The 21,243-nt window shown below is 72.1% G+C and carries 21 protein-coding genes and 1 pseudogene; 9 read left to right on the forward strand and 13 right to left on the reverse strand.

What is annotated here, in order from left to right:
* Positions 1 to 76 precede the first annotated feature (76 nt).
* Positions 77 to 724: a class I SAM-dependent DNA methyltransferase gene (locus tag AC1DE0_RS06290; RefSeq protein WP_478098331.1), complete on the forward strand. Its 648-nt coding sequence runs from the start codon at positions 77 to 79 to the stop codon at positions 722 to 724.
* Positions 725 to 739: 15 nt separating this feature from the next.
* Here AC1DE0_RS06290 and AC1DE0_RS06295 read toward each other — a convergent pair whose 3' ends face one another.
* Positions 740 to 1,096, reverse strand: coding sequence for an iron chaperone (locus AC1DE0_RS06295; RefSeq protein WP_478098333.1), 357 nt, complete (start codon positions 1,094 to 1,096; stop codon positions 740 to 742).
* 141 nt (positions 1,097 to 1,237) lie between these two features.
* On the opposite strand from AC1DE0_RS06295, the gene AC1DE0_RS06300 reads away from it, so the two are divergent.
* Positions 1,238 to 1,873 (forward strand): thermonuclease family protein, encoded by a 636-nt coding sequence (locus AC1DE0_RS06300; protein ID WP_478098334.1) that lies wholly within the window; start codon positions 1,238 to 1,240, stop codon positions 1,871 to 1,873.
* Positions 1,874 to 1,891: 18 nt separating this feature from the next.
* Here the strand turns inward: AC1DE0_RS06300 and AC1DE0_RS06305 are convergent, their stop codons facing one another.
* The 4 genes from AC1DE0_RS06305 to AC1DE0_RS06320 all read right to left on the reverse strand — a co-directional run bounded on the left by AC1DE0_RS06305 (position 1,892) and on the right by AC1DE0_RS06320 (position 6,682).
* The gene (locus tag AC1DE0_RS06305) at positions 1,892 to 2,656 is read right to left on the reverse strand and encodes a GNAT family N-acetyltransferase (protein WP_478098335.1); all 765 of its coding nucleotides are present in this window, start codon (positions 2,654 to 2,656) and stop codon (positions 1,892 to 1,894) included.
* A gap of 71 nt (positions 2,657 to 2,727) precedes the next feature.
* Positions 2,728 to 4,758, reverse strand: coding sequence for a vWA domain-containing protein (locus tag AC1DE0_RS06310; RefSeq protein WP_478098337.1), 2,031 nt, complete (start codon positions 4,756 to 4,758; stop codon positions 2,728 to 2,730).
* Positions 4,759 to 4,792: 34 nt separating this feature from the next.
* Positions 4,793 to 5,212: an SRPBCC family protein gene (locus AC1DE0_RS06315; RefSeq protein WP_478098338.1), complete on the reverse strand. Its 420-nt coding sequence runs from the start codon at positions 5,210 to 5,212 to the stop codon at positions 4,793 to 4,795.
* 72 nt (positions 5,213 to 5,284) lie between these two features.
* Entirely contained in the window at positions 5,285 to 6,682 is a 1,398-nt protein-coding gene (locus AC1DE0_RS06320; protein ID WP_478098340.1) for a sigma 54-interacting transcriptional regulator, read from the reverse strand.
* 149 nt (positions 6,683 to 6,831) lie between these two features.
* On the opposite strand from AC1DE0_RS06320, the gene AC1DE0_RS06325 reads away from it, so the two are divergent.
* Positions 6,832 to 7,716, forward strand: coding sequence for a DUF429 domain-containing protein (locus AC1DE0_RS06325; protein WP_478098342.1), 885 nt, complete (start codon positions 6,832 to 6,834; stop codon positions 7,714 to 7,716).
* Between the two features lie 12 nt (positions 7,717 to 7,728).
* Here AC1DE0_RS06325 and AC1DE0_RS06330 read toward each other — a convergent pair whose 3' ends face one another.
* The 3 genes from AC1DE0_RS06330 to AC1DE0_RS06340 all read right to left on the reverse strand — a co-directional run bounded on the left by AC1DE0_RS06330 (position 7,729) and on the right by AC1DE0_RS06340 (position 10,158).
* The gene (locus AC1DE0_RS06330; protein WP_478098344.1) at positions 7,729 to 8,829 is read right to left on the reverse strand and encodes an SGNH/GDSL hydrolase family protein; all 1,101 of its coding nucleotides are present in this window, start codon (positions 8,827 to 8,829) and stop codon (positions 7,729 to 7,731) included.
* Between the two features lie 85 nt (positions 8,830 to 8,914).
* Entirely contained in the window at positions 8,915 to 9,337 is a 423-nt protein-coding gene (locus AC1DE0_RS06335) for a hypothetical protein (protein ID WP_478098346.1), read from the reverse strand.
* Complete coding sequence (locus AC1DE0_RS06340; protein ID WP_478098348.1) at positions 9,313 to 10,158, reverse strand: RNA polymerase sigma factor; 846 nt, start codon at positions 10,156 to 10,158, stop codon at positions 9,313 to 9,315. The genes AC1DE0_RS06335 and AC1DE0_RS06340 overlap by 25 nt, the downstream gene beginning before the upstream one ends.
* A gap of 56 nt (positions 10,159 to 10,214) precedes the next feature.
* On the opposite strand from AC1DE0_RS06340, the gene AC1DE0_RS06345 reads away from it, so the two are divergent.
* Both AC1DE0_RS06345 and AC1DE0_RS06350 read left to right on the forward strand, forming a co-directional pair.
* Complete coding sequence (locus AC1DE0_RS06345) at positions 10,215 to 11,351, forward strand: glycoside hydrolase family 76 protein (RefSeq protein WP_478098352.1); 1,137 nt, start codon at positions 10,215 to 10,217, stop codon at positions 11,349 to 11,351.
* A gap of 77 nt (positions 11,352 to 11,428) precedes the next feature.
* Positions 11,429 to 12,571 (forward strand): alpha/beta hydrolase family protein, encoded by a 1,143-nt coding sequence (locus AC1DE0_RS06350; RefSeq protein WP_478098354.1) that lies wholly within the window; start codon positions 11,429 to 11,431, stop codon positions 12,569 to 12,571.
* Between the two features lie 27 nt (positions 12,572 to 12,598).
* Here AC1DE0_RS06350 and AC1DE0_RS06355 read toward each other — a convergent pair whose 3' ends face one another.
* The 3 genes from AC1DE0_RS06355 to AC1DE0_RS06365 form a co-directional block, all read right to left on the reverse strand.
* Positions 12,599 to 13,513, reverse strand: a complete 915-nt coding sequence (locus tag AC1DE0_RS06355) for an amidohydrolase family protein (RefSeq protein ID WP_478098356.1) — start codon at positions 13,511 to 13,513, stop codon at positions 12,599 to 12,601.
* A gap of 8 nt (positions 13,514 to 13,521) precedes the next feature.
* The gene (locus AC1DE0_RS06360) at positions 13,522 to 14,856 is read right to left on the reverse strand and encodes a C1 family peptidase (RefSeq protein WP_478098358.1); all 1,335 of its coding nucleotides are present in this window, start codon (positions 14,854 to 14,856) and stop codon (positions 13,522 to 13,524) included.
* A gap of 112 nt (positions 14,857 to 14,968) precedes the next feature.
* Entirely contained in the window at positions 14,969 to 15,865 is an 897-nt protein-coding gene (locus tag AC1DE0_RS06365; RefSeq protein WP_478098360.1) for an NAD(P)/FAD-dependent oxidoreductase, read from the reverse strand.
* Between the two features lie 58 nt (positions 15,866 to 15,923).
* Here AC1DE0_RS06365 and AC1DE0_RS06370 point away from each other — a divergent pair, with 58 nt between their 5' ends.
* Both AC1DE0_RS06370 and AC1DE0_RS06375 read left to right on the forward strand, forming a co-directional pair.
* Complete coding sequence (locus AC1DE0_RS06370) at positions 15,924 to 16,361, forward strand: MerR family transcriptional regulator (protein ID WP_478098362.1); 438 nt, start codon at positions 15,924 to 15,926, stop codon at positions 16,359 to 16,361.
* A 70-nt stretch (positions 16,362 to 16,431) separates the two neighbouring features.
* A pseudogene (locus AC1DE0_RS06375) lies at positions 16,432 to 17,373 on the forward strand (Rossmann-fold NAD(P)-binding domain-containing protein); the annotation flags it as partial.
* Between the two features lie 133 nt (positions 17,374 to 17,506).
* Here AC1DE0_RS06375 and AC1DE0_RS06380 read toward each other — a convergent pair.
* Entirely contained in the window at positions 17,507 to 18,085 is a 579-nt protein-coding gene (locus tag AC1DE0_RS06380; protein ID WP_478098364.1) for a CGNR zinc finger domain-containing protein, read from the reverse strand.
* A 55-nt stretch (positions 18,086 to 18,140) separates the two neighbouring features.
* On the opposite strand from AC1DE0_RS06380, the gene AC1DE0_RS06385 reads away from it, so the two are divergent.
* Positions 18,141 to 19,625 (forward strand): MFS transporter, encoded by a 1,485-nt coding sequence (locus AC1DE0_RS06385; protein ID WP_478098366.1) that lies wholly within the window; start codon positions 18,141 to 18,143, stop codon positions 19,623 to 19,625.
* On the opposite strand, the gene AC1DE0_RS06390 is transcribed toward AC1DE0_RS06385, so the two are convergent.
* Entirely contained in the window at positions 19,547 to 19,969 is a 423-nt protein-coding gene (locus tag AC1DE0_RS06390; protein ID WP_478098368.1) for an ATP-dependent zinc protease family protein, read from the reverse strand. The genes AC1DE0_RS06385 and AC1DE0_RS06390 overlap by 79 nt on opposite strands.
* Before the next feature lie 79 nt (positions 19,970 to 20,048).
* Here AC1DE0_RS06390 and AC1DE0_RS06395 point away from each other — a divergent pair, with 79 nt between their 5' ends.
* Positions 20,049 to 21,242, forward strand: a complete 1,194-nt coding sequence (locus AC1DE0_RS06395; RefSeq protein ID WP_478098370.1) for a RimK family alpha-L-glutamate ligase — start codon at positions 20,049 to 20,051, stop codon at positions 21,240 to 21,242.
* Position 21,243 lies beyond the last annotated feature (1 nt).

Here is a 21,243-nt window from a genome sequence, read left to right on the forward strand (position 1 = left end):
CGCGTACCGCCTGAGGGCCAGCCGCCGTGGCCGATCGCACCCGGTTTGTCGGGCCCTGCCGCTACGGTGACCGACCATGACGATTGAGCCGCCCTACGTCGCCGAGACGCGGACGGCGTACGACGCGGTGGCCGTCGACTACGCGAGCCTCCTCGAGGACGAGCTGGCCCGCAGCCCCCTCGACAGGGCCCTGCTCGGACACTTCGCCGAGCTCGTCCTGACCGAGGGCGGTGGTCCGGTCGTCGACGCCGGCTGTGGCCCGGGCCGCCTCACCGGGCACCTCGCGTCGCTCGGTCTCGAGGTCAGTGGAGTCGACCTCTCGTCCGCCATGGTCGAGGAGGCACGGCGGCGCCACCCGGAGATCGGCTTCCGCGTCGGCCAGCTGGCCGCCCTGGACGTCACCGACGAGTCCGTCGCCGGCCTCGTGGCGTGGTACTCGATCATCCACACCCCACCGGACGACCTGCCCGTCGTGTTCGCCGAGCTGAGCCGCGTCCTTCGGCCGAACGGTCTCCTGCTGCTCGCCTTCCAGGCCGGCGGCTTCAGCGTTCGGCGCGAGCAGGCGTACGGCCATAACGTCACGTTCGAGGCGCACCGGCACGACACCGACCGCGTCACCGCCCAGCTCGCCGACGCAGGCTTCCGGGTGACCGTCCGCACCGAGCGCGCGCCGCAGGACTACGAGACGACACCGCAGTCGTTCCTCCTCGCACGACGGGTCTGACGCGAGAGGGTGGGCTCAGCCGCGGTGTCGCGCAGCGAGTGCTGAGGCCACCCGGCCGATGAGGTCGTAGGGCACGGGCTTGGCGTAGAAGAACTGCACGGTGTCCTTCGTGGCACGGTACGGCGCGACCTCGGCCTCGAGCTCGGGGTCGAGCTCGCCGACCGGGTAGAGGCCGACGTGCTTCTTCCACCCCGCGAAGTGGATGCCGTATCGGTCCTCGAACATCAGCGCCGGCATCCCGTAGCGGATCTTCTCCTCGGCACCGGGCAGGGCTGCGCGCAGTGCGGTGCACACCTGCTTGAGCACCGCCCTGGCCTCGTCCGGGAACCCGGCCACGTACTCATCCACAGTCGACGCCGTCTGCCCACTCATCGCTCACCCTCCGCGCGCTGCCAGGACTGACCATTCTGACGCAGCGAATGCCTTTGTGGGAATGTCCGATTCGCCGGACAAGCCCGACGCGCTCGCCTACGGTGAGCGGGTCATCACAGGGGGCAGGAGCAGCAGAAGCGCATGCGCAGTCGTAGGACCAAGGTACTGACCGTCATCGCGGGAATCGCCGCCATCGCCGTTCTGGGCGGCAACGCGGCTCGAGGCTCCGAGGACGCCGTCGTCGGTCTCGAGCCCGCCGTCACGGTGACGCACACGCCGTATGCCGCTGCGTCGAAGGCGTCCGCCGGCGCGCGGGCGCAGGCTGCGGCCGCGAAGTGGGTCGTGACGAAGGTCGTCGACGGCGACACGATCTGGGCCGCCCGCGCCGGCGAGACCCGCAAGATCCGGATCATCGGCATCGACACCCCCGAGGTCGGCCAGTGCGGCTACTCCGAGGCGTCCCACAACCTGCGCAGCATCATCGGCGGCCAGCCGGTCACCCTCACCGGCGGCGCCCGCGACGATGCGGACAGCTACGGCCGGCTGCTGCGCTACGTCGACGTGAACGGCGTCGACGCCGGCCTTCGCCAGGTCAAGCAGGGCTTCGCGATCGCCCGCTACGACTCACGCGACGGCTACGGGCGGCACGCGCGCGAGGCCGCCTACGTGCAGGCCGACCGGTCGAGCCCCAAGGCGCCGTGTGCCACGCCCGCGACGAGCGGGAGCGGCGGTGCGCCCGCGGCCGAGGCGGCCGGCTTCCGTCCCGCCAAGGTCTGAGACCCACCTGCGCCCGAGTCAGTCGTCGAGCTCGAGGACGCAGGCGGTCCCGACGTCGACGAAGCCGATGCGTCGGTAGATCTCGGCGGCCGCATCCGACCCGGCCGAGAGGAACACGAGATCGGCGCCCTGCTCGCGGACGGCCGCGACGAGCGAGCGCGTGATCGCCGTTCCGTGGCCGCGGTGCCGGTGGCCCGGGGGCACTGCGATGCCCATCAGCTCGGCGACGTCGCCGCGGGGGGCCGCCGATCCGGCCCCGCAGAGGCGGTTGCCCTCGAACGAGGCCACGACGACGAGGTCGCCGCGCTCCATCAGCTCGGGCCGTCGCCCCGGGTCCTTCGGCTCCACCTCGTCTCGCCCGGCGAAGCCCGCCGACACCGACCCGAGGGCGAGGGACAGGTGTGGCTCCGCCGGTCGGAGCGCGCGGGCACGCGGGTCCGCCTCGACCTCGATATCCGTCGGCATGACGAGCAGCGGGTAGCGGTGCGGCTCGTGACCGGCGCCGCGCACCGCAGCCAGCAGGGTCGGTGTGACCTCATCGACCCACTCGATGGCGCGCGGCACGTCGAGCTGCGTCTGCCGCTCGAGCACACGGCATACGTCCTCGGGCACGAAGACGGCGCGACCGCCGAGCCGCGGCCGAGCGTAGAACTGCCAGCCCGTGCCCTTCCCCGCGACGAACAGCGTGAACGGCCCGACCTCCTCGGCCGACGCGACGGCGCGCGGCACGCAGTCGTAGTAGGTCTCGATGCGGCCCAGCCGGCCGTCGCACCCGCGCGTCATGCGGTCACCATGACAGGCGCGCGCAGTGCGGGCGAACGGATTTTCGGCCCGCGACCGCCGGCAACGGCCACTCAGCGACGGCCGCGCCGGGCCTTGAGGTAGTCGGCGACGACGTACTCGCCCAGGCGCGACACGTCGGGCGTGAAGACGCGACCACCGGCCCTTCGCGCGACGGCGTCGACGAACCGGGCGAGGCCGGGGTCGTCGCCGAGCATGAAGACGTTGAGCGTCGCTCCCGCACGCCGCAGCTCGTCGACCTGACCGATGGTCGCCCGGATCGTCTCCTGCGTTGCGGGCCAGTGGAACTCGGGCAGCCCGTCGGAGGCGATGTGCGCCGTCGGCTCACCGTCGGTGACGACGAGGACGACCGGCTCGGCCTCGGGGTGCCGCCTGAGGTGCCGCGAGGCGAGCATGAGCGCGTGCTGGAGGTTGGTCCCCTGCACCCACTCGGGCTCGGCCTCCGTGAGCTCGACCGGCGTGAGACGGCGGGCGGCGAGGTTGAAGCCGATGATCTCCAGAGCGTCGTGGCGGAAGCGCGTGGCGACGAGGTGCGACAGGGCGAGCGCCGTCTGCTTCATCGGCGCCCACCGCCCCTCGTGCAGCATCGAGAACGACATGTCGACGCACAGCGCCACCGCGGCCTGCGCGCGTCGCTCGGTCTCGATGACCTCGAAGTCCTCCACCAGCAGGTCGACGCCGTCGCGCTCACCCGAGGGCGTATGCCGTCGGGTTGCGTTGCGTCGCAGCGCATTCGAGACCGTGCGGACCGTGTCGAGAGGCAGCTCGTCGCCGAAGCGCCACTCGCGGCTCAGACCGGTGGGCTCGTCGGCCTGGCCGGCGGAGTGGTCGTCGTGGTCACCCCGGCCCGCGGCGTCGATGTGCTCGAAGACGCGGCGCAGGGCGGTCTCGCCGAGCCGTCGGACGGCTCGGGGTGTGAGGCGGAGCCCGTCGTCGCCTCGGGAGACGAAGCCCTGCCGCTCCAGCTCGCGCTCGAGCTGGCGCAGCGCCTGGAAGTCGCGGGTGGCGTCGGCGCCGAGGTACTGCTCCAGCCGTTCGACGTCGACGTCGTCGAGGGTCGCGCCGAAGTAGGCCTGGCCGAGCTGCTCGTCGAGCTGCTCGAGGTCCGCGACCTCCGCGACCGCCTCGACGGCCTGCCCCCACGGCATCGGCTCTCCGCCCGGCCGGCCACCACGCACGGGTGACGAGCGGTCGAGCCCCGGCCGGAGGGCGCGGAGGTTGTCGGAGAGCTGCGCCATCTGCGAGGCGAGGTCGGGGTCACCGAGCGCGTCGGCCATGAGCTGGGCGAGCTGCTCGCGCTGTTCCCGGCTGAGCGAGGCGAGGAGCCGTTCGGCTGCGGCCTGCCGACGGGCGAGGGCGTCGATCAGCTCGTCGACGTTCTCGGGGTTCTCGGGGAACAGGTCGCCGTGCTTGTCCATGAAGTCGCGGAACAGGTCCTCGGTGTCCTCGCCCCGGGCGTGCGCGGCGAGCAGCTGGTTGAGGTCGGCGAGCATGTCCTTGACCCGCTGCATGGCCTCGGGGTCGTTGCCGGAGAGCGCCTGCTTGAGGCCCTCGAACTGGCCGCCCACGACCTCGCGCTGCAGCATCTGCGCGATCTGCTCGTACGCCTGGCGGGCCTCGTCCGAGTGCCACTGGTAGTCGCTGAGGGCGCGGACCGCACCGGCGACGTCGTCGGGGATGGTCGCGAGGTCCATCTCGGCGAGCCTGGCGTCGTCGCCGTCCTCGGAGGCGAGCTGGTCACGTTCCTGCGACAGCGCCTGGTCGAGCAGACCGCGCACCTGGTCGAGCGTGCCGCCGAGGTCGCCCCGCCGACGGGCCGCCTCACGCAGCCGGCGTACGCGTTCGGCGAGGTCGTCGAGGCCACGCCGGCCGTCGGTGCCGCGGCGCAGCAGGTCGCGCAAGGACTCGCGCAGGCTCCCGCCCTCGAGGACGTCCTGGCCCAGCTCGTCGAGCGCCGCGCGCACGTCGAAGGGCGGTGCCAGCGGGTCGGGCTGCCCGCCGGTCCACGGCGCATAGCGGAACCGGCCGTGGCCGTCCGGGCCGCCGACACCGGCGAGCGGGTCGCGGGGCTGGTCTGGACTCACCACCCCACGCTACGTCCGCCACCCGGCGATCTGGCTAGGCCTTCTTGGCGGCGATCTCGTCGAGGCGGCTCGCGATGGCGGCGAGCGACTCGTCGAGGCTCTGCTCCATGCCGTCGAAGTCGTGGGGTGTCGTCAGGCTCAGCTCGATGCGGGTGCCCGAGCCGGCGTCGTCGTGCAGGCGCAGTGTGCCCCGGTAGCTGCTCTCGCCGGGCGACCCCCAGCTGATGGAGTGGTCGGAGTGGTCCACCTTGAACCAGGCGTCGGACACGACCTTCTCGTCGGTGCCGTCCTGGTCGGCGTCGACGACCGCCGTCGTGCGCACCGTGCCGGCCTCGACCTCGTGGGCTTCGGTCATGCGCGGAAAGTACTCGGGCAGGTGCTCGGGGTCGCAGATGTAGTCGAAGGCGTCGGTGACGTCGTGCGACACGGTCGTGGTTGCGGTGTAGTCACCCATGGAAGGCACCTACCCGACACGTGCACTCGTGCAACCGGACGCAGGCTGGGTCGCGCGCCGGCGAAGGCCTGGTCAGGCCCCGTAGACGGTGCGCCCGGCCACGCTGTCCTTGTCGATGCGACGGGTCAGGTGCAGCCCCTCGAGCACGAACTCGACTGCGGCAGCGACCTGCCCGGGCGTCGCGTCATCGCCGTGGCCCAGGCGGTCGAGCACCTTGGACAGGCCCGAGACGGGCCCGACCTGGGCGAGCAGGTCGGCGCCTGGCACCAGCTCGCCCGTCTCGACGACGGCGCCGTCGGCGAAGAGATTGGTGAAGCCGGTGAGGTCGAGGCCGGCGAGCCGGGACCGGTAGGTCTCCGCGACGGCCAGCCGCAGCAGGTGCGTCAGGACGTCGCGCTCGCGGCCCTCCTCCCCCATCTCGAACTCGACCTTGCCGAGCAGCGTGGGCACGACGGTGGGGACGTCGCAGACGCGCGCGACGGCATACGCCTCCCCCGACCGAGCGGCACGGCGGAGCGCTGACCCCGCGACTCCCTCGGCGCCGGCGATGGCGAAGCGCGCCGAGACGCCGGACCGCTGGTCGACGGCGGCTGACTCGCGCAGGCCGCGGGTGAAGCGCGCGATCACCTCGAGCAGGTGCTCGGGCACGTCGGCGACGAGCGCGGACTCCTGCGCGATGAGCGTCACCTCGTCGCTGACCTCGCTCGGGTAGTGGGTGCGGATCTCGGCGCCGAAGCGGTCCTTGAGTGGCGTGATGATGCGGCCGCGGTTGGTGTAGTCCTCGGGGTTGGCGGTCGCGACGAGGAGCAGGTCGAGCGGCAGCCGCAGCGAGTAGCCGCGGATCTGGATGTCTCGCTCCTCGAGCACGTTGAAGAGCGCGACCTGGATGCGCTCGGCGAGGTCGGGCAGCTCGTTGAGGCCGAAGATGCCGCGGTTGCTGCGCGGCACGAGGCCGTAGTGCACCGTCTCGGGGTCGCCGAGCGTGCGGCCCTGGGCGACCTTGACCGGGTCGACGTCGCCGACGAGGTCACCGACGCTGGTGTCGGGGGTTGCGAGCTTCTCGGTGTAGCGCTCGCTGCGGTGTCGCCAGGTGACGGGCAGGTCGTCGCCGAGCTCGGCGGCGAGGCGGCGGCAGCGCACGCACGACGGGGCGTGCGGGTCGTCGCCGATCTCGCAGCCCTCGACGACCGGGCTCCACTCGTCGAGGAGGCCGGCGAGGGTGCGCATGAGGCGGGTCTTGCCCTGCCCGCGCTCACCCAGCAGCACGAGGTCGTGACCCGCGAGCAGCGCGGTCTCGAGCTCGGGCAGCACGGTGTCCTCGAACCCGACCATGCCGGGGAAGGCGTCCTCGCTGGCGCGCAGCCGCGCGAGCAGGTTCTCGCGGATCTCGCTCTTGACGCTGCGGTGGACGTGGCCAGTGGCTCGCAGCTCGACGAGGGTGGCCGGGCGACCCGGCTCGGGGAGGCTCATTGCCTCACGCTACGTCCGAGTTGCGACGGTGTCGAAGGACCGTCCAACCCCGAGGTGGTTACGTCACTGTTGCCTGAGGCGCAACAGTGACGTGGGGGGTTCGCGACAGCGGTGCGCGTCCGGGCTCGCCGGTTTGGTTGGGTGGGGGCATGGACATCGAGGCATGGCGCCGGCGACTGCGCGACTTCGCCGGTGAGCTGGTCGCCGAAAGCCAGACGGCACCGGCTGGCGACAGCGAGGTGCCCGAGGCGTACGCCGACGCGGCCCGAGCGCTCGCGCGTCTGGATGCGGCCCTGGCTGCGTCCACCAGCGCGCCCGCATCGAACCTGCCACCGATCGATGTCGCCGCGCCGGTGCTCGGGGTGGACGGCTGCCGGGCGGGCTGGGTCGGGGCGGTTCTCGAGCCCGGCGCGCCCCGGCCGCGAGTCGTGGTCGCCCCGACCATCGCCGAGCTGGTCGCGATGGTGCGCGAGTCGCTGGGCATCCGCGTCGTGGGCATCGACATCCCGATCGGCTTGCCTGACACGACGGTCCGTCGCGCGGACCAGCTCGCCCGCAACGCGCTGCCGGGCAAGTCGTCGTCGATCTTCTCGACCCTGACGAGGGCGGCCTACCTCGCCGACACGCGGCTCGAGGCCGACGCCGTCAACCGTGGCCTCGTCGGTCAGGGCGTCGGCGCGCAGGCGTTCGCCCTGCGCGACAAGATCGTCGAGGTCGACGCGTGGGTGCGCACCCGCCCGACCGTCACCGTGCTCGAGGTGCATCCCGAGCTGTCGTTCGCCACGATGACCGGCGCGCCGATCAAGGCGAGCAAGAAGACCGACGAGGGTCGCGCGCAACGGCTCAGCGCCCTGGCCGACGCCGGGCTGCCACGCCCCTCGGTGCTCGAGGGCCAGGGGTATGCCGCCGACGACGTGCTCGACGCCTGTGCGGTCGCGTGGACGGCGGCGCGTCACGCGGCGGGGCTGGCGCACCCGCTGCCCGACCCGCCCGAGGTCTTCTCCGACGGCATACCTGCTGCGATCTGGGCCTGACGGCTGGGCGACTCAGCCGGCCACGGCCGTACGCAGGGCGCCCGCGGTCGCGTCCCAGCCCGGCTGGGTCGGGTGGACGAACTCGGCGACGTCCCGTCCCGGGGTGCCGACGGGGACCAGCCAGGCGTTCGAGTTGTCGGCGACGACGTGCGGGTCGAGACCATGGGCATGACCGCCCCACGCCTGCTTGACGGTGCCGACGAAGTGGTAGCGATCGGCTCCGGGCTCGGCGTCGAGCTCGGCGATGCCGCGGGCCTGGAGCTGGTCGCCGTAGCGCTGCAGCTCGTTGAGGGCCGCGCCGGCGTCGTAGGTCGGAGCAACCTCCGGGATGGCGTAGCTCTCGGTGTTGACGAGGTACGGGTAGCCGAGCAGGTAGATCTCGGCGCGGCCACCCGAGCGGGCCTCGACAGCTCGAAGGGCATCCTTCGCGCGCTCCACCATTGCGGGAGCCTTCGCGCGCGCGGACTCGAGCGTGTCGCGGCAGCTCGACGGGTCGCGCAGCACGAGGCAGTTCGTGACGATCGTCGAGAAGCCGAGGTCGTTGCCGCCGATGGTGACGAAGACGAGGTCGGTGGCCGGGGTGACCGCGTCGATCTGGGGCTGCACGACGAGCTGGCACGAGACGGTGCCGGTGTAGAGACTTCCGACGCCGGCGCCCGCGACGAACGTGTAGCGGTAGGAGAAGTCGGGCTGCGCAGGCACGCCGCAGAGCCGCTCGGTCTGTGCCCGCCGGAGCCACTCGGCCCGCTGGTCGGGGTAGGTCGCGGGGTCGATCGAGTAGGTGGCGGACTTCGTGGAGGCGTCACCGACGTCACGCGGCTGCAGGATGTCGGCGATCACGCCGCCGCTGCACGCTCGGTCGACGTAGGACGCACCGAGCGACGCCGCGACCTGGCTGCCGTAGTTGCGCGGGGAGCGGTAGCAGCTGCGCTCCTCGTAGGTGCCCGTGCCGTTGCCCGCGGAGTAGGAGTCGCCCAGCTGGACGATCTGCTGCTGGGCTGGAGCCGCAGCCGGCCCTTGGGTCAGGGCGCCGGCCGGGCCGGCCGACATGAGGGCGGCCGCCGCGACGAGCGCGGTGGCAAGAATGGCGACGAGGTGGGGCGGGCGCGGCACGTGGGACTCCTTCGTCCGGGACGGTCTCGTCGGGAAACGAGCCCGTCCCCAAGGAGGTCACGCAAGGGGCGGATCAGAGGGCGGATCAGAGGGCGCCGGCCTTGCGACGCAGGTGCTCTTGCTCGGGAACGCTCGTGGTGAGCCGCGCCGCGAGCTGGTAGCTCTCGCGGGCCGCGTCGGTGTCGCCGCGCAGCTCGAGCAGATGGGCGCGGACCGCGTGCAGCCGGTGGTGCCGCGCCACCCGCTTGTCACCCTCGAGGTCGGTGAGGAGCGCCAGACCGGCGTCCGGGCCCTCGACCATGGCGAGGGCGACCGCCCGGTTGAGCGTCACGACAGGGCCGGGTGCGAGCCGCTGGAGCACGTCGTAGAGCGCGAGCACCTGTGCCCAGTCCGTCTCGGCCGCGGTGGGCGCCTCGTCGTGGACCGCCGCGATCGCCGCCTGCACCTGGTAGGGCCCGAGCTGCGTCCGCGTGAGCGCATCCGTCACGAGCTCGACGCCTTCGCGCACGTATGCCGTGTGCCAGAGCGAGCGGTCCTGCTCGGCGAGGGCACGAGCTCACCCGCCGGCGACGTGCGGGCGGGGCGCCGCGCCTCGGTGAGGAGCATGAGGGCGAGCAGCCCCGTCACCTCGCCCTCGTCGGGCAGGAGGGCATGCACCTGGCGGGTCAGCCGGATCGCCTCGGCCGTCAGGTCCACCCGGGCGAGCGCGTCACCGCTGCTCGCCGTGTGTCCCTCGGTGAAGACGAGGTAGAGCACGTGGAGCACCTCGCTCAGGCGGGCGGGCAGCTCAGCGGCGGGCGGCATCCGGAACTGCGACCCGGCCTCGCGGATGCTCGCCTTGGCGCGACTGATCCGTTGCGCCATCGTCGCCTCCGGAACGAGGAAGGCATGCGCGATCTGCGCCGTGGTCAGACCGCCGACAGCTCTGAGCGTCAGGGCGATCCGCGCTGGCGGGGTCAGCACCTGGTGGCAGCAGAGCAGCAGCAGCGTCAGGGTGTCCTCGACCTCAGGCGGCCCGTCGGCATCCGGTGGTGGGCCGACCTTCTCGTCATCCGGCGTCCTGCTCGCATCGGCGACCTCGCGCCGGACCCGAGCCTCGTCGCTGCGCAGCCCGTCGATGAGTCGGCGTGAGCCGACGCGGATCAGCCACGCCTTGGGGTCGTCCGGCACTCCCTCCTCGGGCCACTGCGCGGCTGCCGCGAGCAGCGCCTCCTGCGCGGCCTCCTCGGCGCGCTCGAAGTCCCGGTAGCGACGAACGAGCGCTCCGATGACCTGAGGCGTCACGCTGCGCCACAGGTCGTCGGTGACGGCCGGCCCTGTCGTCTCCACGGTCCGACCCTCGCACAGTCCGGCCCACGACCGGGACACGCGATAGCGTCCGGAGCGTGTCTGCCGCCAGCACGCCGACCCTCACCCCCGGCCCCCTCGACGAGCGGGCTGGTGAGGCAGAACGCTCGGTCGAGGCACTGTTCGGCGGGCGACTCGGCCGGATGCCGTGGACCCACCTCGCGCAGATCTCGCACCCTGCCGCGAGCGGTCGTCGCTCGTTCGGCGGCCTGCGCGGCGTTTGGCACTACTGGTGGCAGGCGCACTACCTCGACGCGATCGTCGACGCGGGACTGCGCGCCCTGCGCACCGGCGACACGGCAGGCGCGGAACGCCATGCCCGGCAAGGAGATCGGCTGCTCGCGACGATCCGGCTGCGCAACCGCGCCCGGTGGGTCAACGACTTCTACGACGACATGGCCTGGCTCGCGCTGGCCTCGGGTCGGCTCGGGGCGCTGCACGCGGAGATCGGCCGCCGCTCCCGGCAACGTCGCCTCCGCTCGGCGGACCGGCACCTGACCGACCAGCTGCGCTCGGCGCACACGGAGGACCTCGGCGGCGGCCTGTTCTGGAGCCGCGACCGCGACTTCAAGAACAGCCCCGCGACCGGGCCGGCCGCCCTGCACCTCGCGCGTCTTGGCGACACCGGCGAGGCTCGCCTCCTCGTCGACTGGCTGTACGCGCGCCTGTGGTCCGCTGACAGCGGGCTCGTGCAGGACGGCATACGGCTCCGGTCGGGAGTGGAGGTGCTCGTCCCCGACGTCTGGTCCTACAACCAGGGCACGGTGCTCGGGGCGCTCGTGACGCTCGGCGACGAGCAGAGCCTCGACCGCGCTGCGGCGCTCGTCGCGGCGGTCGACTCGCACCTGACAAACGACCAGGACGGCGCCCGGGTGCTGCGGACCCACGGTGGCGGCGACGGCGGCCTGTTCACCGGCATCCTCGTGCGCTACCTCGCCCTCGCCGCCGCCGCTCGCTCGGGTCTGCCCGACGACGCCCGCGACGTCGCCCGGCGCCTCGTCCTCGACACCGCCGACGCGCTGTGGCGCGGCCGAGACAGCTTCCCGGTGTCGGGCCGACGCGACCCCACGGTCTTCCCCATCGAGCCCGGCGCCCGTGCGCCCGGGCCACCGCTCGAGCTCTCACCCCAGCTGCAGGCCTGGACCGTGTTCGAGGCCGCAGCCACCCTCTCCTGACACCCGAAGGTCTCGGAACGGGCACGAAGGCTGGGAGTGGACTGGGAATCTCCGGCCTCGCGGGTGAGACTCGGAGGGTGCGCCCCGTGCGATCCGCCGCCAGGACACGGGCCGGGCTGACCGCCGGCCTCACCGTCGCCCTGCTGCTCGGAGCCTGCACCAGCAGCGGGCCGACCGTCGACACAGGTGGCGGCTCGCCAGAGCCCACAGCCACCGCGTCGAGCACGCCGTCCAGCGGCGCGGGCACCTCGACGGTCCCGCCCAGCCCACCAGCGAGCGAACCGACCCGGTCGACTCCCGAGGCCAGCGGGCCCGCGCCCACGAGGGCGCCCAACCCGGCCGCCCCCGCGGATCAGGCGTCGATCGCGGCGCTCATCGCGACGAAGTACGAGGGCGACGGGCTGAGGCTCGGCGCCGAACGCGGCAGCACGAGCGCCTACCGGCAGTACTTCGCGAGCTACCGGAGCAACGGTCTGACCATCTCCGGGCGCATCAACGTGCCGCGCGGCAAGGGACCCTTCCCGGCGGTCGTGCTGGCCCACGGCTATGTCGACCCCGCGGTGTACACCAACGGCGAGACGATGCTCCGCGAGCGCGACTACCTCGCCCGGCAGGGCTACGTGACCCTGCACATCGACTACCGCAACCACGCGCAGTCCAGCAAGGACCCGACCAACGACGCGAGGCTGCGCGCGGGCTACACGATCGACGCGATCAACGCGGGGCTCGCCCTCAAGCAGTCGTCGCTGGTCGACCCCTCGCGCGTGGCGCTCATCGGGCGCTCCATGGGCGGCGGGGTCGTCTACAACGCCCTTGTCGTACGGCCCGGCCTCTTCCGTGCCGCCGTGGCCTACGCGCCGGTGAGCTCCGACACCGTGGACAACTTCAACAAGTGGGTGCGTGGCGACGCGTCCAGGGCGAGTGCGGCACGCTCCGTCATCGCCCGGCTCGGCACCCCTGAGGCCCAGCCCGCGAAGTGGGCGGCGACGAGCCCACGCACGTACTTCAGCCGCATCACCGAGCCGTTGCTCATCCACCACGGCACGGCCGACGAGGACTGCCCGATCGCGTGGTCGCAGGAGTCGGTGGCAGCGCTCGAGGCTCAGGGCAAGAGCGTCCAGCTCTACGTCTACCCGGGCGGTCGGCACACCCTGACGTCACCGCAGTGGGACACCTCGATCCGCCGCACCGCTGCGTTCCTGCGCCAGCAACTGACCTGACCCGGGCGGTCCGTAGGCAGACGCCGATCAGGCGTCGGACAGACCATCGGACAGACCGAGCAGGCGGGCGCCGTTGTGCCACAGCACCGCCCGCATCCAGTCGTCACCGAGGCCCAGACGGGCCAGCGCGTCGAGCTGGTGCGCGTACGGGTAGGGGATGCTCGGGAAGTCCGACCCGAGCACGACCCGGTCGCGCAGGGACGCCAGCCGCTCGACGTAGCCGTCGGGGAAGGGCGCGAAGCGGTTCGTGAAGTCGGTGCCGCTCATCGTCGTGTCGAGGTGCACCCCGGCGAACTCGTCTGCGAGGTCGGCGAACTCGTGGTACTCGGGCATGCCCAGGTGGGCGACCACGAGCACGAGGTCGGGGTGCCGGCGTAGCACCTCGCGGACCGCCGCGGGGCCGGTGTGCGTGCCGCGGATCGGCGCCGAACCGGCGTGGATGACGACCGGCACCCGTGCGGCCTCGAGCCGGGCCCACGCCGGGTCGAGGCGCTCGTCGTCGGGGGTGAAGTCACCGACCTGCACGTGCATCTTGAACAGCCGTGCGCCGCGGTCGAGTGCGGTCGCCACGAGGTCACCGACCCCCGGCTCGGGGTAGAACGTCGCGCAGTGCACGGCGTCGGGCACGCGACCGGCGAAGTCGGCGCACCAGTCGTTGAGCCACCCCGCCATGCCCGGCTTGTGCGGGTAGACGAGTGAGGGGATCGCCTTCAGCCCCAAGGCGCGCAGCGTCGCCAGACGCTGCTCGCCGTCGGTGCGGTAGGTGATCGGCCACGGCGTCCCGTAGTGGGCCTCGGCCTCGTCGAAGTACGCCCAGACCTTGCGCTGCATCGGGTCGGGCAGGAAGTGCACGTGCACGTCGGCGAGGCCCGGGAGGCCGAGCGCGCCGAGGTATGCCGGCGCGTCGGCGTCCGTGGACGGGCCCGGTGTCGTGGGAGTCACGAGACGAGTCAGCCGGCGAGGGCGCCCATCGGGTCCCAGGCGGGCAACACGACCGGCTCCTGCGTGAGCGCCTCCTGCAGCTCTGCCGGCAGCGCGTCACGGCGCACGGCGACCTCGAAGACGTACTCGGCGAACCAGCCGTCGTTCATCGTCATGAAGCCCTTGTCGCCCTTCTCGGTGCCCCAGCTGTTCTCGACGCGCCAGCGCCGCGGGGTCTCGTCGACGAGGTCGACGCCGGTGAAGAGCATCGCGTGGGTCATCAGCGACTCGTGGTGGAGCAGGCGGTCCGCCTTCGCGAGGCTCGGCTCGGTGCCGTAGACGGCGGCGCGGTCGAAGAGGCCGGCGTCCCAGAGACCGAGGTCGGCGTTGCTCATCTGGCCGGTGTCGCAGCCGAACCACACGGGCTCTCCGCCGACGATCGCCTGTGCGGCCAGCGACTTCATGAGGTCGGACTCGACGTTGAGGTAGGTGACGGGCGGGGCGCCGACGACGTTGCCGAGGTGCTCGACGGTGAACGTGCGGCCGTACGGGCTGCTCGCCCGCGGGTCGTTGACGAGGCACACGTAGTCCTCGAGCGGCACCGTCACGTACTTGTCGGCGAACTCGAGCGGCGTCATCTCACCTTCGCGGTGGAAGCCGCCGTCAGTGTCCTTCCACTGCCACACGAACGACTCGGGCGGGGTGCCGAGGTGGATGCAGAGCAGCCGGTGGATCGTGCCGAGCACCTGCTCCTTGCTCTCGCGCAGCTCGTCCTCCGACGCGCCGCCGGCGGCCTGGGCCCGCAGGTCACGCGCCGCCTGGCGCAGGATCGTGCTGAGGTCGCGGTTCATCAGGCGCGTGTTGCTCGAGCTCTTCGTCTCTGGCATGGCGACCTTCGGCACGAGACCGTGTTTGACGACGAGCGCGACGAACATGTTCCACTGCCCGCCGTCCTCGGCCGGGGTCGCGAGCAGGTGCGCGACCGTGCGGTCGTCGACGTCGCGGTCGGCCGTCGCGATCATCGACTCGAGCCAGTGATTCGCCTTCTCGAACTTGTCCCAGAAGAGCAGGTGGTTCTGCGAGAACTCGAAGTCCTTGACGTTCAGTGTCTTTCGCGCGCCGGCACGCAGCAGGTTGGTGCCTGCGAAGAGCCAGCAGCGGCCGCTCTTCTCCTGCGACGTGGCCGACCAGTCGTCGAGCAGGTTCGACACTGAGTGGTCGATGCTGGTCACGACGCGGCGGTCGAGCGCGATGTCGTCGACAGAGGTCGTCGTCACGGCGTTCTGCAGCATGCGGGCGGTGGGATCGGCCTCGAACGCCTTCGTGAGGCGCTCGACGAGATCGGGGGCGAGGTCGCGCGGCATGTGCCACTCCTTCGGATTCTCGGGGTCTTGGCATCGTATGCCGCACCACTGGGGCCGTCGCGCCTGCGGCGTCCACCCTGCCGGCATTCCGGGGGGCCTCCACGCCTGAGGCTCAGCGCGACAGGACCGCCATGATCGCGGCGGACGCGGCGACCTGTCCCGCGGCGGCCGCCATGGTCACGGACGCCATCGGCATCGGGTAGGCGGGCAGGTGGGCGAGGTCGCCGCCGGCGAAGACGCCCGGGCGGCTCGTTCGGCCGAACTCGTCGACGCGGATGCAGCCCGACGGGTTGAGCTCGAGGCCGAGCTGCTCGGCGAACGGCGCGGACTGGGTCAGGGTCGGCTTCACGAAGAGCCCGGCGACCTGTTCGTGGCGTGGTCCGCCGTCGGGGCCGTCGAGGGTCACGCGGACTCCGCCGTCGTGGCGCTCGACCGACACGACCCGTTCGGTCCGCACCTCGGGACGCGCGTCCCATTCCTCGGGCAGCGACTCGCCGTCGGTGAACACGACGAGGTCGGACGCGACGCGGCCGAGCATGGCGCTCATGTGCGGCGCGATCGCGGCGCCCACGATGCCGATGCGCCCATCCGAGAGCTCGTGGCCGTGGCAGAACGGGCAGTGCGCGACGAGGTCGCCCCAGAGGTCTTCGAGACCGGGCACCGGCGGGAGGATGTCACGCACGCCCGTGGCGAGCACGACGGCATACGCGGTGAGCGTCGAGCCGTCGGCGACGCGCAGGTGGAAGGTGCCGTCCACCTCATCGACAGACTCGACCCGCTCCTCCCGCACGCTGACGGTGTCGTACGCCGACAGCTGCTTGCGGGCGAGCGCGCGGAACTCATGGGGCGGGGTGCCGTCGTTGGCGACGACGTTGTGCATGTGGCTGACGGTGGCGTTGCGGTAGGTGCCGTCGTCGAAGAGGACGGCGTCGCGGTGGATGCGGCCGATCGAGAGAGCGGCCTGGAGGCCGGCGGGGCCGCCTCCGATGATGGCGATGTCGGTGTGCACGGTGTCTCCAGACTGTTGCTGTCGTTGTTCAGGACCGAGCGTGTACCTTCATGTCGGGATGAAGGCAAGTGATCGCGACCAGGTGTGGTCCGTGGGCGAGCTGGCGGCGCGGTTCGACCTGCCCACCAACGTGCTGCGGCACTGGGAGAGCCTCGGGCTGCTGACCCCCTCACGCGACGCGTCGGGCTACCGCCGGTACGGCCGCGCAGACCTCGTGCGGGTCGCGGTCATCGTGCGCAACAAGGCCGCCGGCATGACCCTCGACCAGATCGGGGTGCTGCTCGACGGCGAGGCGCAGGGTCGGCACGAGGTGCTCGAGGCGCACCTGCGCGACCTCGTCGAGCGAGCACGCTCGATCGAGCGGTCGCGCGAGATGACGGAGCACGCCCTGAGGTGTCGCGCGCACGACATCGTCGCCTGCCCGCGGTTCGCCCAGCACGTCGCCGACCTCACCGACGGCCGCTCCGACACCGCCCACATCACCGACTGGCACTAGCCCCTCTCCCCCACCCCACCCCCGATCGAGAGAACGCTCCGTCACGTGACGGAGTCGCGCGTTCGTCGAGGCCGGGCTCGCCCGCGGTGACGAGGTGACGACCGTGACCCGCGGCCTCACCGGCCACCCGGTCGCGGGGGCGCAGGCCCGACACGCCGACCGGCTCGACCCGGACGCCATGCGAGCCGCGCTCGGCGACGACGAGTGGGACGCCGTCGTCGACACCTGGTCGGCCGCACCCGTCGCGGTGCAGACCTCGGCCCGGCTCCTCAGCGGTCGCGCGCCGCACTACACGTACATCTCGTCCCGCTCTGTCTACACGTGGCCGCTCGAGCCCGGCGCCGACGAGAGCGCACCCGTCGTCGAGGGTGACGCGTCCTCGACCGACGGTGCCGACTACGCCGCCGCCAAGCGCGGCGGAGAGCTCGCCGTCCAGGCAGAGTTCGAGGGTGACGTGGCGATCGCCCGGGCGGGCCTCATCCTCGGCCCCTACGAGATCGTCGGCCGGATGCCGTTCTGGCTGGACCGCATCGCCGCCGGGGGTCGCGTCCCCGTGCCCGGCCCCCACGGGCGCCCCCTTCAGTACGTCGACTGCCGCGACATCGCCGACTGGGTCCTGGGATCGCGACCCGTCGGCATCTTCAACACGGTCAGCGCCTCGGGCCACACGACGATGGGCCGACTGCTCGACGAGGTGAGGGCGGTGACGGGCAGTGACGCCGAGCTCGTCTGGGTGACACCCGAGACCGTCGAGGCCGCCGAGGTCTCGCCGTGGACCGAGCTGCCGATCTGGGTCCCGCCGACCGGGGAGTACATCGGGCTGCACGACTGCGACGTGTCGGCCGCGTATGCCGCCGGGCTGAGCCCGCGCCCGATGCCCGAGACCGTGGCCGACACGTGGGCCTGGCTCCAGCGCGAAGGGGTGCCCGAGCGCCCGACGAACCGCGGCGGCGGCCCGATGGACGCGGAGGCCGAGGCCCGCCTCCTCGCCACCCACGACGCCAACCCCTGACGTCGTCCGGACGGATTGCTTTCTCGATGTGAGGAGCGCGCGCCCCTCACCGCGTTCATCGAGAGAGCAATCCGTCCGCTTCGCCCCTCGAGGCAGAAACCCGTCGCCATCGAGAAACCAATCCGTCCGTGTGTCAGCGGGTGCGGGCGCGGTGGGCGGCGGCCTTGACCCGGCTCTGGCACTGCGGCGAGCAGAACCGGCGCGTGCCGTTCTTCGACCCGTCGACGTAGACGCGGTCACAGACCGGGGCCGCGCACACGCCGAGCCGTCCGCCGAGGTCGCTGCCGAGCGCGACCGCGAGACCTGACGCGAGCCCGGCCTGCCAGCCGCGCACGTAGCCGTCGTCGGGGCCGTGGAAGTGCAGCTGGTGGCGACCGCTCTCGTCGGCGTCGAGACGCGGCCGGGCTCCCGTCGTCTCGAGCAGGTCGTTGACCGTCGCCGCAGCCGCGGCGAGGTCGTGACGATCGGCGGCGACGAAGACGGCCCGGACAGACGGCACCACGTCGACGAGCGACAGCGCCTGGGCCTCGGTGGGACGCGAGGGCCGGTCGGGCTGCGACGTCGCCTCGGCGATGGCCTCGACGAGCGCCTTTCCCCTCGGCGGCTCGTAGGCCGCTCCCCTGGCGTCGCCGGGCGTGACGAGGTTGACGAGCGAGACGGACACGTCGAGCAGCCGTTCGATGTGACTGTCGAAGTGCACTTGACCAGTCACCTCCTCACTTCTAGGGTCGTGACTGCCAAAGCCTACTTCGACAGTCAGGAGCCACATGGGTCTGCCCACGCAGCTGCGCGTGCTCATCCTCGCGCGGTGCGTCAACCGGCTCGGCGGCTTCTCGATGGCCTTCCTCGGCGTCCTCCTGCTGCGCGACCTCGATGCAGGTCCCGCCGGCACCGCACTCGTGCTCAGCTGCTTCGGCGTCGCGACCATCCCCTCACGCCTCGTCGGCGGTCACCTCGCCGACGCGTGGGGACACCGCCCGACGATCCTGCTCGGCCTCATCGGCTGCGCCGCGGCCCAGCTGGTGATCGCCGCGGCGCCGACGTACGCCTGGGCGCTCGTCGGGGCCGTGCTGCTCGGACTGGCCTACGAGATCGTCGAACCCCCGACCCAGGCCCTCGTGAGCGACCTGGTGCCCGAGAACGCCCGGGCCTTCGCCTATTCGGCCCTCAACGCGTCGCTCGCCGTGGCCGGCATCCTCGCTGGGTTGGTGGCGGCGCCCGTCTCGGGAATGAGCCTGCGCTGGCTCTTCGTCATCGACGCCGCCACCTGCCTGGCCTGCGCCCTCGTGGGAAAGTGGGCACTCGACCAGAGGGACCCCGACGGAAAGTGGGCACTCGCCGATAAGAGCTTCGTCGGAAACTGGGCACTCGACGCTGAGGGTGCCCCCTCATCTGGTCGAGTGCTCAGTTCCCGACACGCACCGTCCGGTCGAGTGCCCAGTTCCCGACACGCACCGTCCGGTCGAGTGCTCAGTTCCCGACACGCACCGTCCGGTCGAGTGCTCAGTTCCCGACACGCACCGTCCGGTCGAGTGCTCAGTTCCCGACACGCACCGTCCCATCGAGTGCTCAGTTCCCGACACGAATCGTCCGGTCGAGTGCTCAGTTCCAGGCAGCGGTGGGTCGGGGCGCTGACGGACCGCCGGCTCCGCCGGGTCGTCGCGCTCGGCACCGTCGCCGCGACCGTCACGATGGTCGTCGTCTTCGGGGTGCCACTCCTCGTCGAGCAGCGCGGCCTGCCGCCGGCCGTCACCGGCTGGGTGCTCGCCGCCGGCGCTGCCGCGAGCGTTCCCGGCGCCTGGCTCGTCGGAGCGCTGCGACGTCGCGCCGGCGAACGTGGTGTCATCCTCACCGGCGAGGTCACCGCCGCCCTCGGTCTCGGCGCGCTCGCCCTGGCCGCCGGACCGCTCGGTCTCGCAGCGGGTCTCGTCGTCTTCGACGTCGGCAGCCTGCTCGTCATCTCGACGATGATGGCCCGCGCCGGCACGCTGGCCCCCGAGGGCAGCCGGGGCACCTACCTCGCCGTGCTGGGACTCACGTGGGGCCTGGCCACGACGGCCGCGCCAGGCATCCTCACGGCGCTCGGGACGGCATACGGCCCCGGGGCGCCCTTCGCGGCGTCGGCGGCGGCCCTCCTCGCCGCAGCGCTCGTGCGCGCGGTGACGGAGCCGGGTCAGTGGCCGCGGTTGCGGCGGCGGACGTCCTTGGGCGGCTTGCCCGCGGCATACGACCGGTCGGGGTCGACGACGTAGCCCTGGCGCAGCGCCTCACGGCCGACGAGCATGCGGAAGCCCATCCGGTCACGCTTGCTCAGGGTCACCTCGGCGGGCACCGTGCGCCCACCGAGACGCAGGTCGACGCGGATCACGAGGCGCCGCTGCACGTGGCCGCTCGACGACCGCACCTTGCGCCGGTCGTGGACGGGGCACTCGACGACCGTGGGGTCGACGGTCGAGTCCTGCCACGGGTGCACGGTGAAGCGCACCCACGGGCGGCCGTCGCGCTCGAACTCCTCGACCTCCTCGGCGTGGAGTGACGACGTGCGAGCGCCGGTGTCGATCTTCGCCTTGACCCACGGCAGCCCGACACCGGGCATACCGACCCACTCCCTCCACCCCACATGGGTGCTTGAATAGGCCGGCCCAGACACCCGCCCATCTTGGCAGGACCTCTGCATGAAACTCGCGATCCTCTCGCGCGCGCCGCGTGCCTACTCCACCCAGCGCCTGCGCACCGCAGCGCTCGACCGCGGCCACGAGGTGAGAGTCCTCAACACGCTGCGCTTCGCCATCGACCTCACCGGGCCCGAGCCCGACCTGCAGTTCCGCGGGCGCCAGCTCTCCGACTACGACGCGATCCTGCCGCGCATCGGCAACTCGATCACCTACTTCGGCACGGCCGTGGTGCGCCAGTTCGAGCAGATGGACGTCTACACGCCGAACACGGCGAACGGCATCGCGAACGCGCGTGACAAGCTCCGCGCGACGCAGATCCTCTCGCGCCACAACATCGGTATGCCGGCGACCACCTTCGTGCGCAACCGCGCCGACGTCATCCCGGCCATCGAGCGGGTCGGCGGCGCGCCTGTCGTCATCAAGCTGCTCGAGGGCACGCAGGGCATCGGTGTCATCCTCGCCCCGGAGATCAAGATCGCCGAAGCGATCATCGAGACGCTGCACAGCACGAAGCAGAACGTCCTCATCCAGAGCTTCGTCACGGAGAGCAAGGGCCGCGACATCCGGGCCCTCGTCGTCGGCGACCGCGTCGTCGCCGCCATGCGCCGACGCGCCAACGGCGACGAGTTCCGCTCGAACGTGCACCGCGGCGGCACCGTCGAGCCGGTCGAGCTGACGCCGGAGTACGAGCAGGCCGCGGTCCGCTCGGCGCAGATCATGGGGCTGCGCGTCGCGGGCGTCGACATGCTCGAGGGCAACGAGGGCCCGCTCGTCATGGAGGTCAACTCCTCCCCCGGCCTCGAGGGCATCGAGCGCGCCACGAACCTCGACATCGCCGGCGCCATCGTCGACCACATCGCCGGTCAGGTGGCCTTCCCCGAGATCGACGTGCGCCAGCGCCTGACCGTCTCGACGGGCTACGGCGTCGCCGAGCTCGTCGTCCACGCGGGCGCCGACATCATCGGCAAGACGATCGGCGAGTCGGGCCTCGAGGAGCGCGACCTGCAGGTGCTCACCCTGCACCGAGGCACGAGCGTCGTCCCCAACCCGCGGCGGCGGGTCGTGCTCGAGGCCGAGGACCGGCTGCTCTGCTTCGGCCGTCTCGAGGAGATGCGCTCGATGATCCCGCAGCGGCGTCGCCGCCGGGCCAAGGTGCGCAAGCTGCCGACGGCACCGATCCACACCGTCGCGTGAG

Source organism: Terrabacter sp. 05T424 (assembly GCF_056396225.1).

Bases quoted from the DNA above. Each gene is read 5' to 3' on its own strand.
- AC1DE0_RS06325 (WP_478098342.1), top strand. From the start codon at position 6,832: ATGGACATCGAGGCATGGCGCCGGCGACTGCGCGACTTCGCCGGTGAG.
- AC1DE0_RS06390 (WP_478098368.1), bottom strand. From the start codon at position 19,969: ATGCCCGGTGTCGGGCTGCCGTGGGTCAAGGCGAAGATCGACACCGGC.
- AC1DE0_RS06370 (WP_478098362.1), top strand. From the start codon at position 15,924: ATGAAGGCAAGTGATCGCGACCAGGTGTGGTCCGTGGGCGAGCTGGCG.
- AC1DE0_RS06360 (WP_478098358.1), bottom strand. From the start codon at position 14,856: ATGCCGCGCGACCTCGCCCCCGATCTCGTCGAGCGCCTCACGAAGGCG.
- AC1DE0_RS06295 (WP_478098333.1), bottom strand. From the start codon at position 1,096: ATGAGTGGGCAGACGGCGTCGACTGTGGATGAGTACGTGGCCGGGTTC.
- AC1DE0_RS06305 (WP_478098335.1), bottom strand. From the start codon at position 2,656: ATGACGCGCGGGTGCGACGGCCGGCTGGGCCGCATCGAGACCTACTAC.
- AC1DE0_RS06395 (WP_478098370.1), top strand. From the start codon at position 20,049: ATGAAACTCGCGATCCTCTCGCGCGCGCCGCGTGCCTACTCCACCCAG.
- AC1DE0_RS06300 (WP_478098334.1), top strand. From the start codon at position 1,238: ATGCGCAGTCGTAGGACCAAGGTACTGACCGTCATCGCGGGAATCGCC.
- AC1DE0_RS06290 (WP_478098331.1), top strand. From the start codon at position 77: ATGACGATTGAGCCGCCCTACGTCGCCGAGACGCGGACGGCGTACGAC.
- AC1DE0_RS06315 (WP_478098338.1), bottom strand. From the start codon at position 5,212: ATGGGTGACTACACCGCAACCACGACCGTGTCGCACGACGTCACCGAC.
- AC1DE0_RS06320 (WP_478098340.1), bottom strand. From the start codon at position 6,682: ATGAGCCTCCCCGAGCCGGGTCGCCCGGCCACCCTCGTCGAGCTGCGA.
- AC1DE0_RS06385 (WP_478098366.1), top strand. From the start codon at position 18,141: ATGGGTCTGCCCACGCAGCTGCGCGTGCTCATCCTCGCGCGGTGCGTC.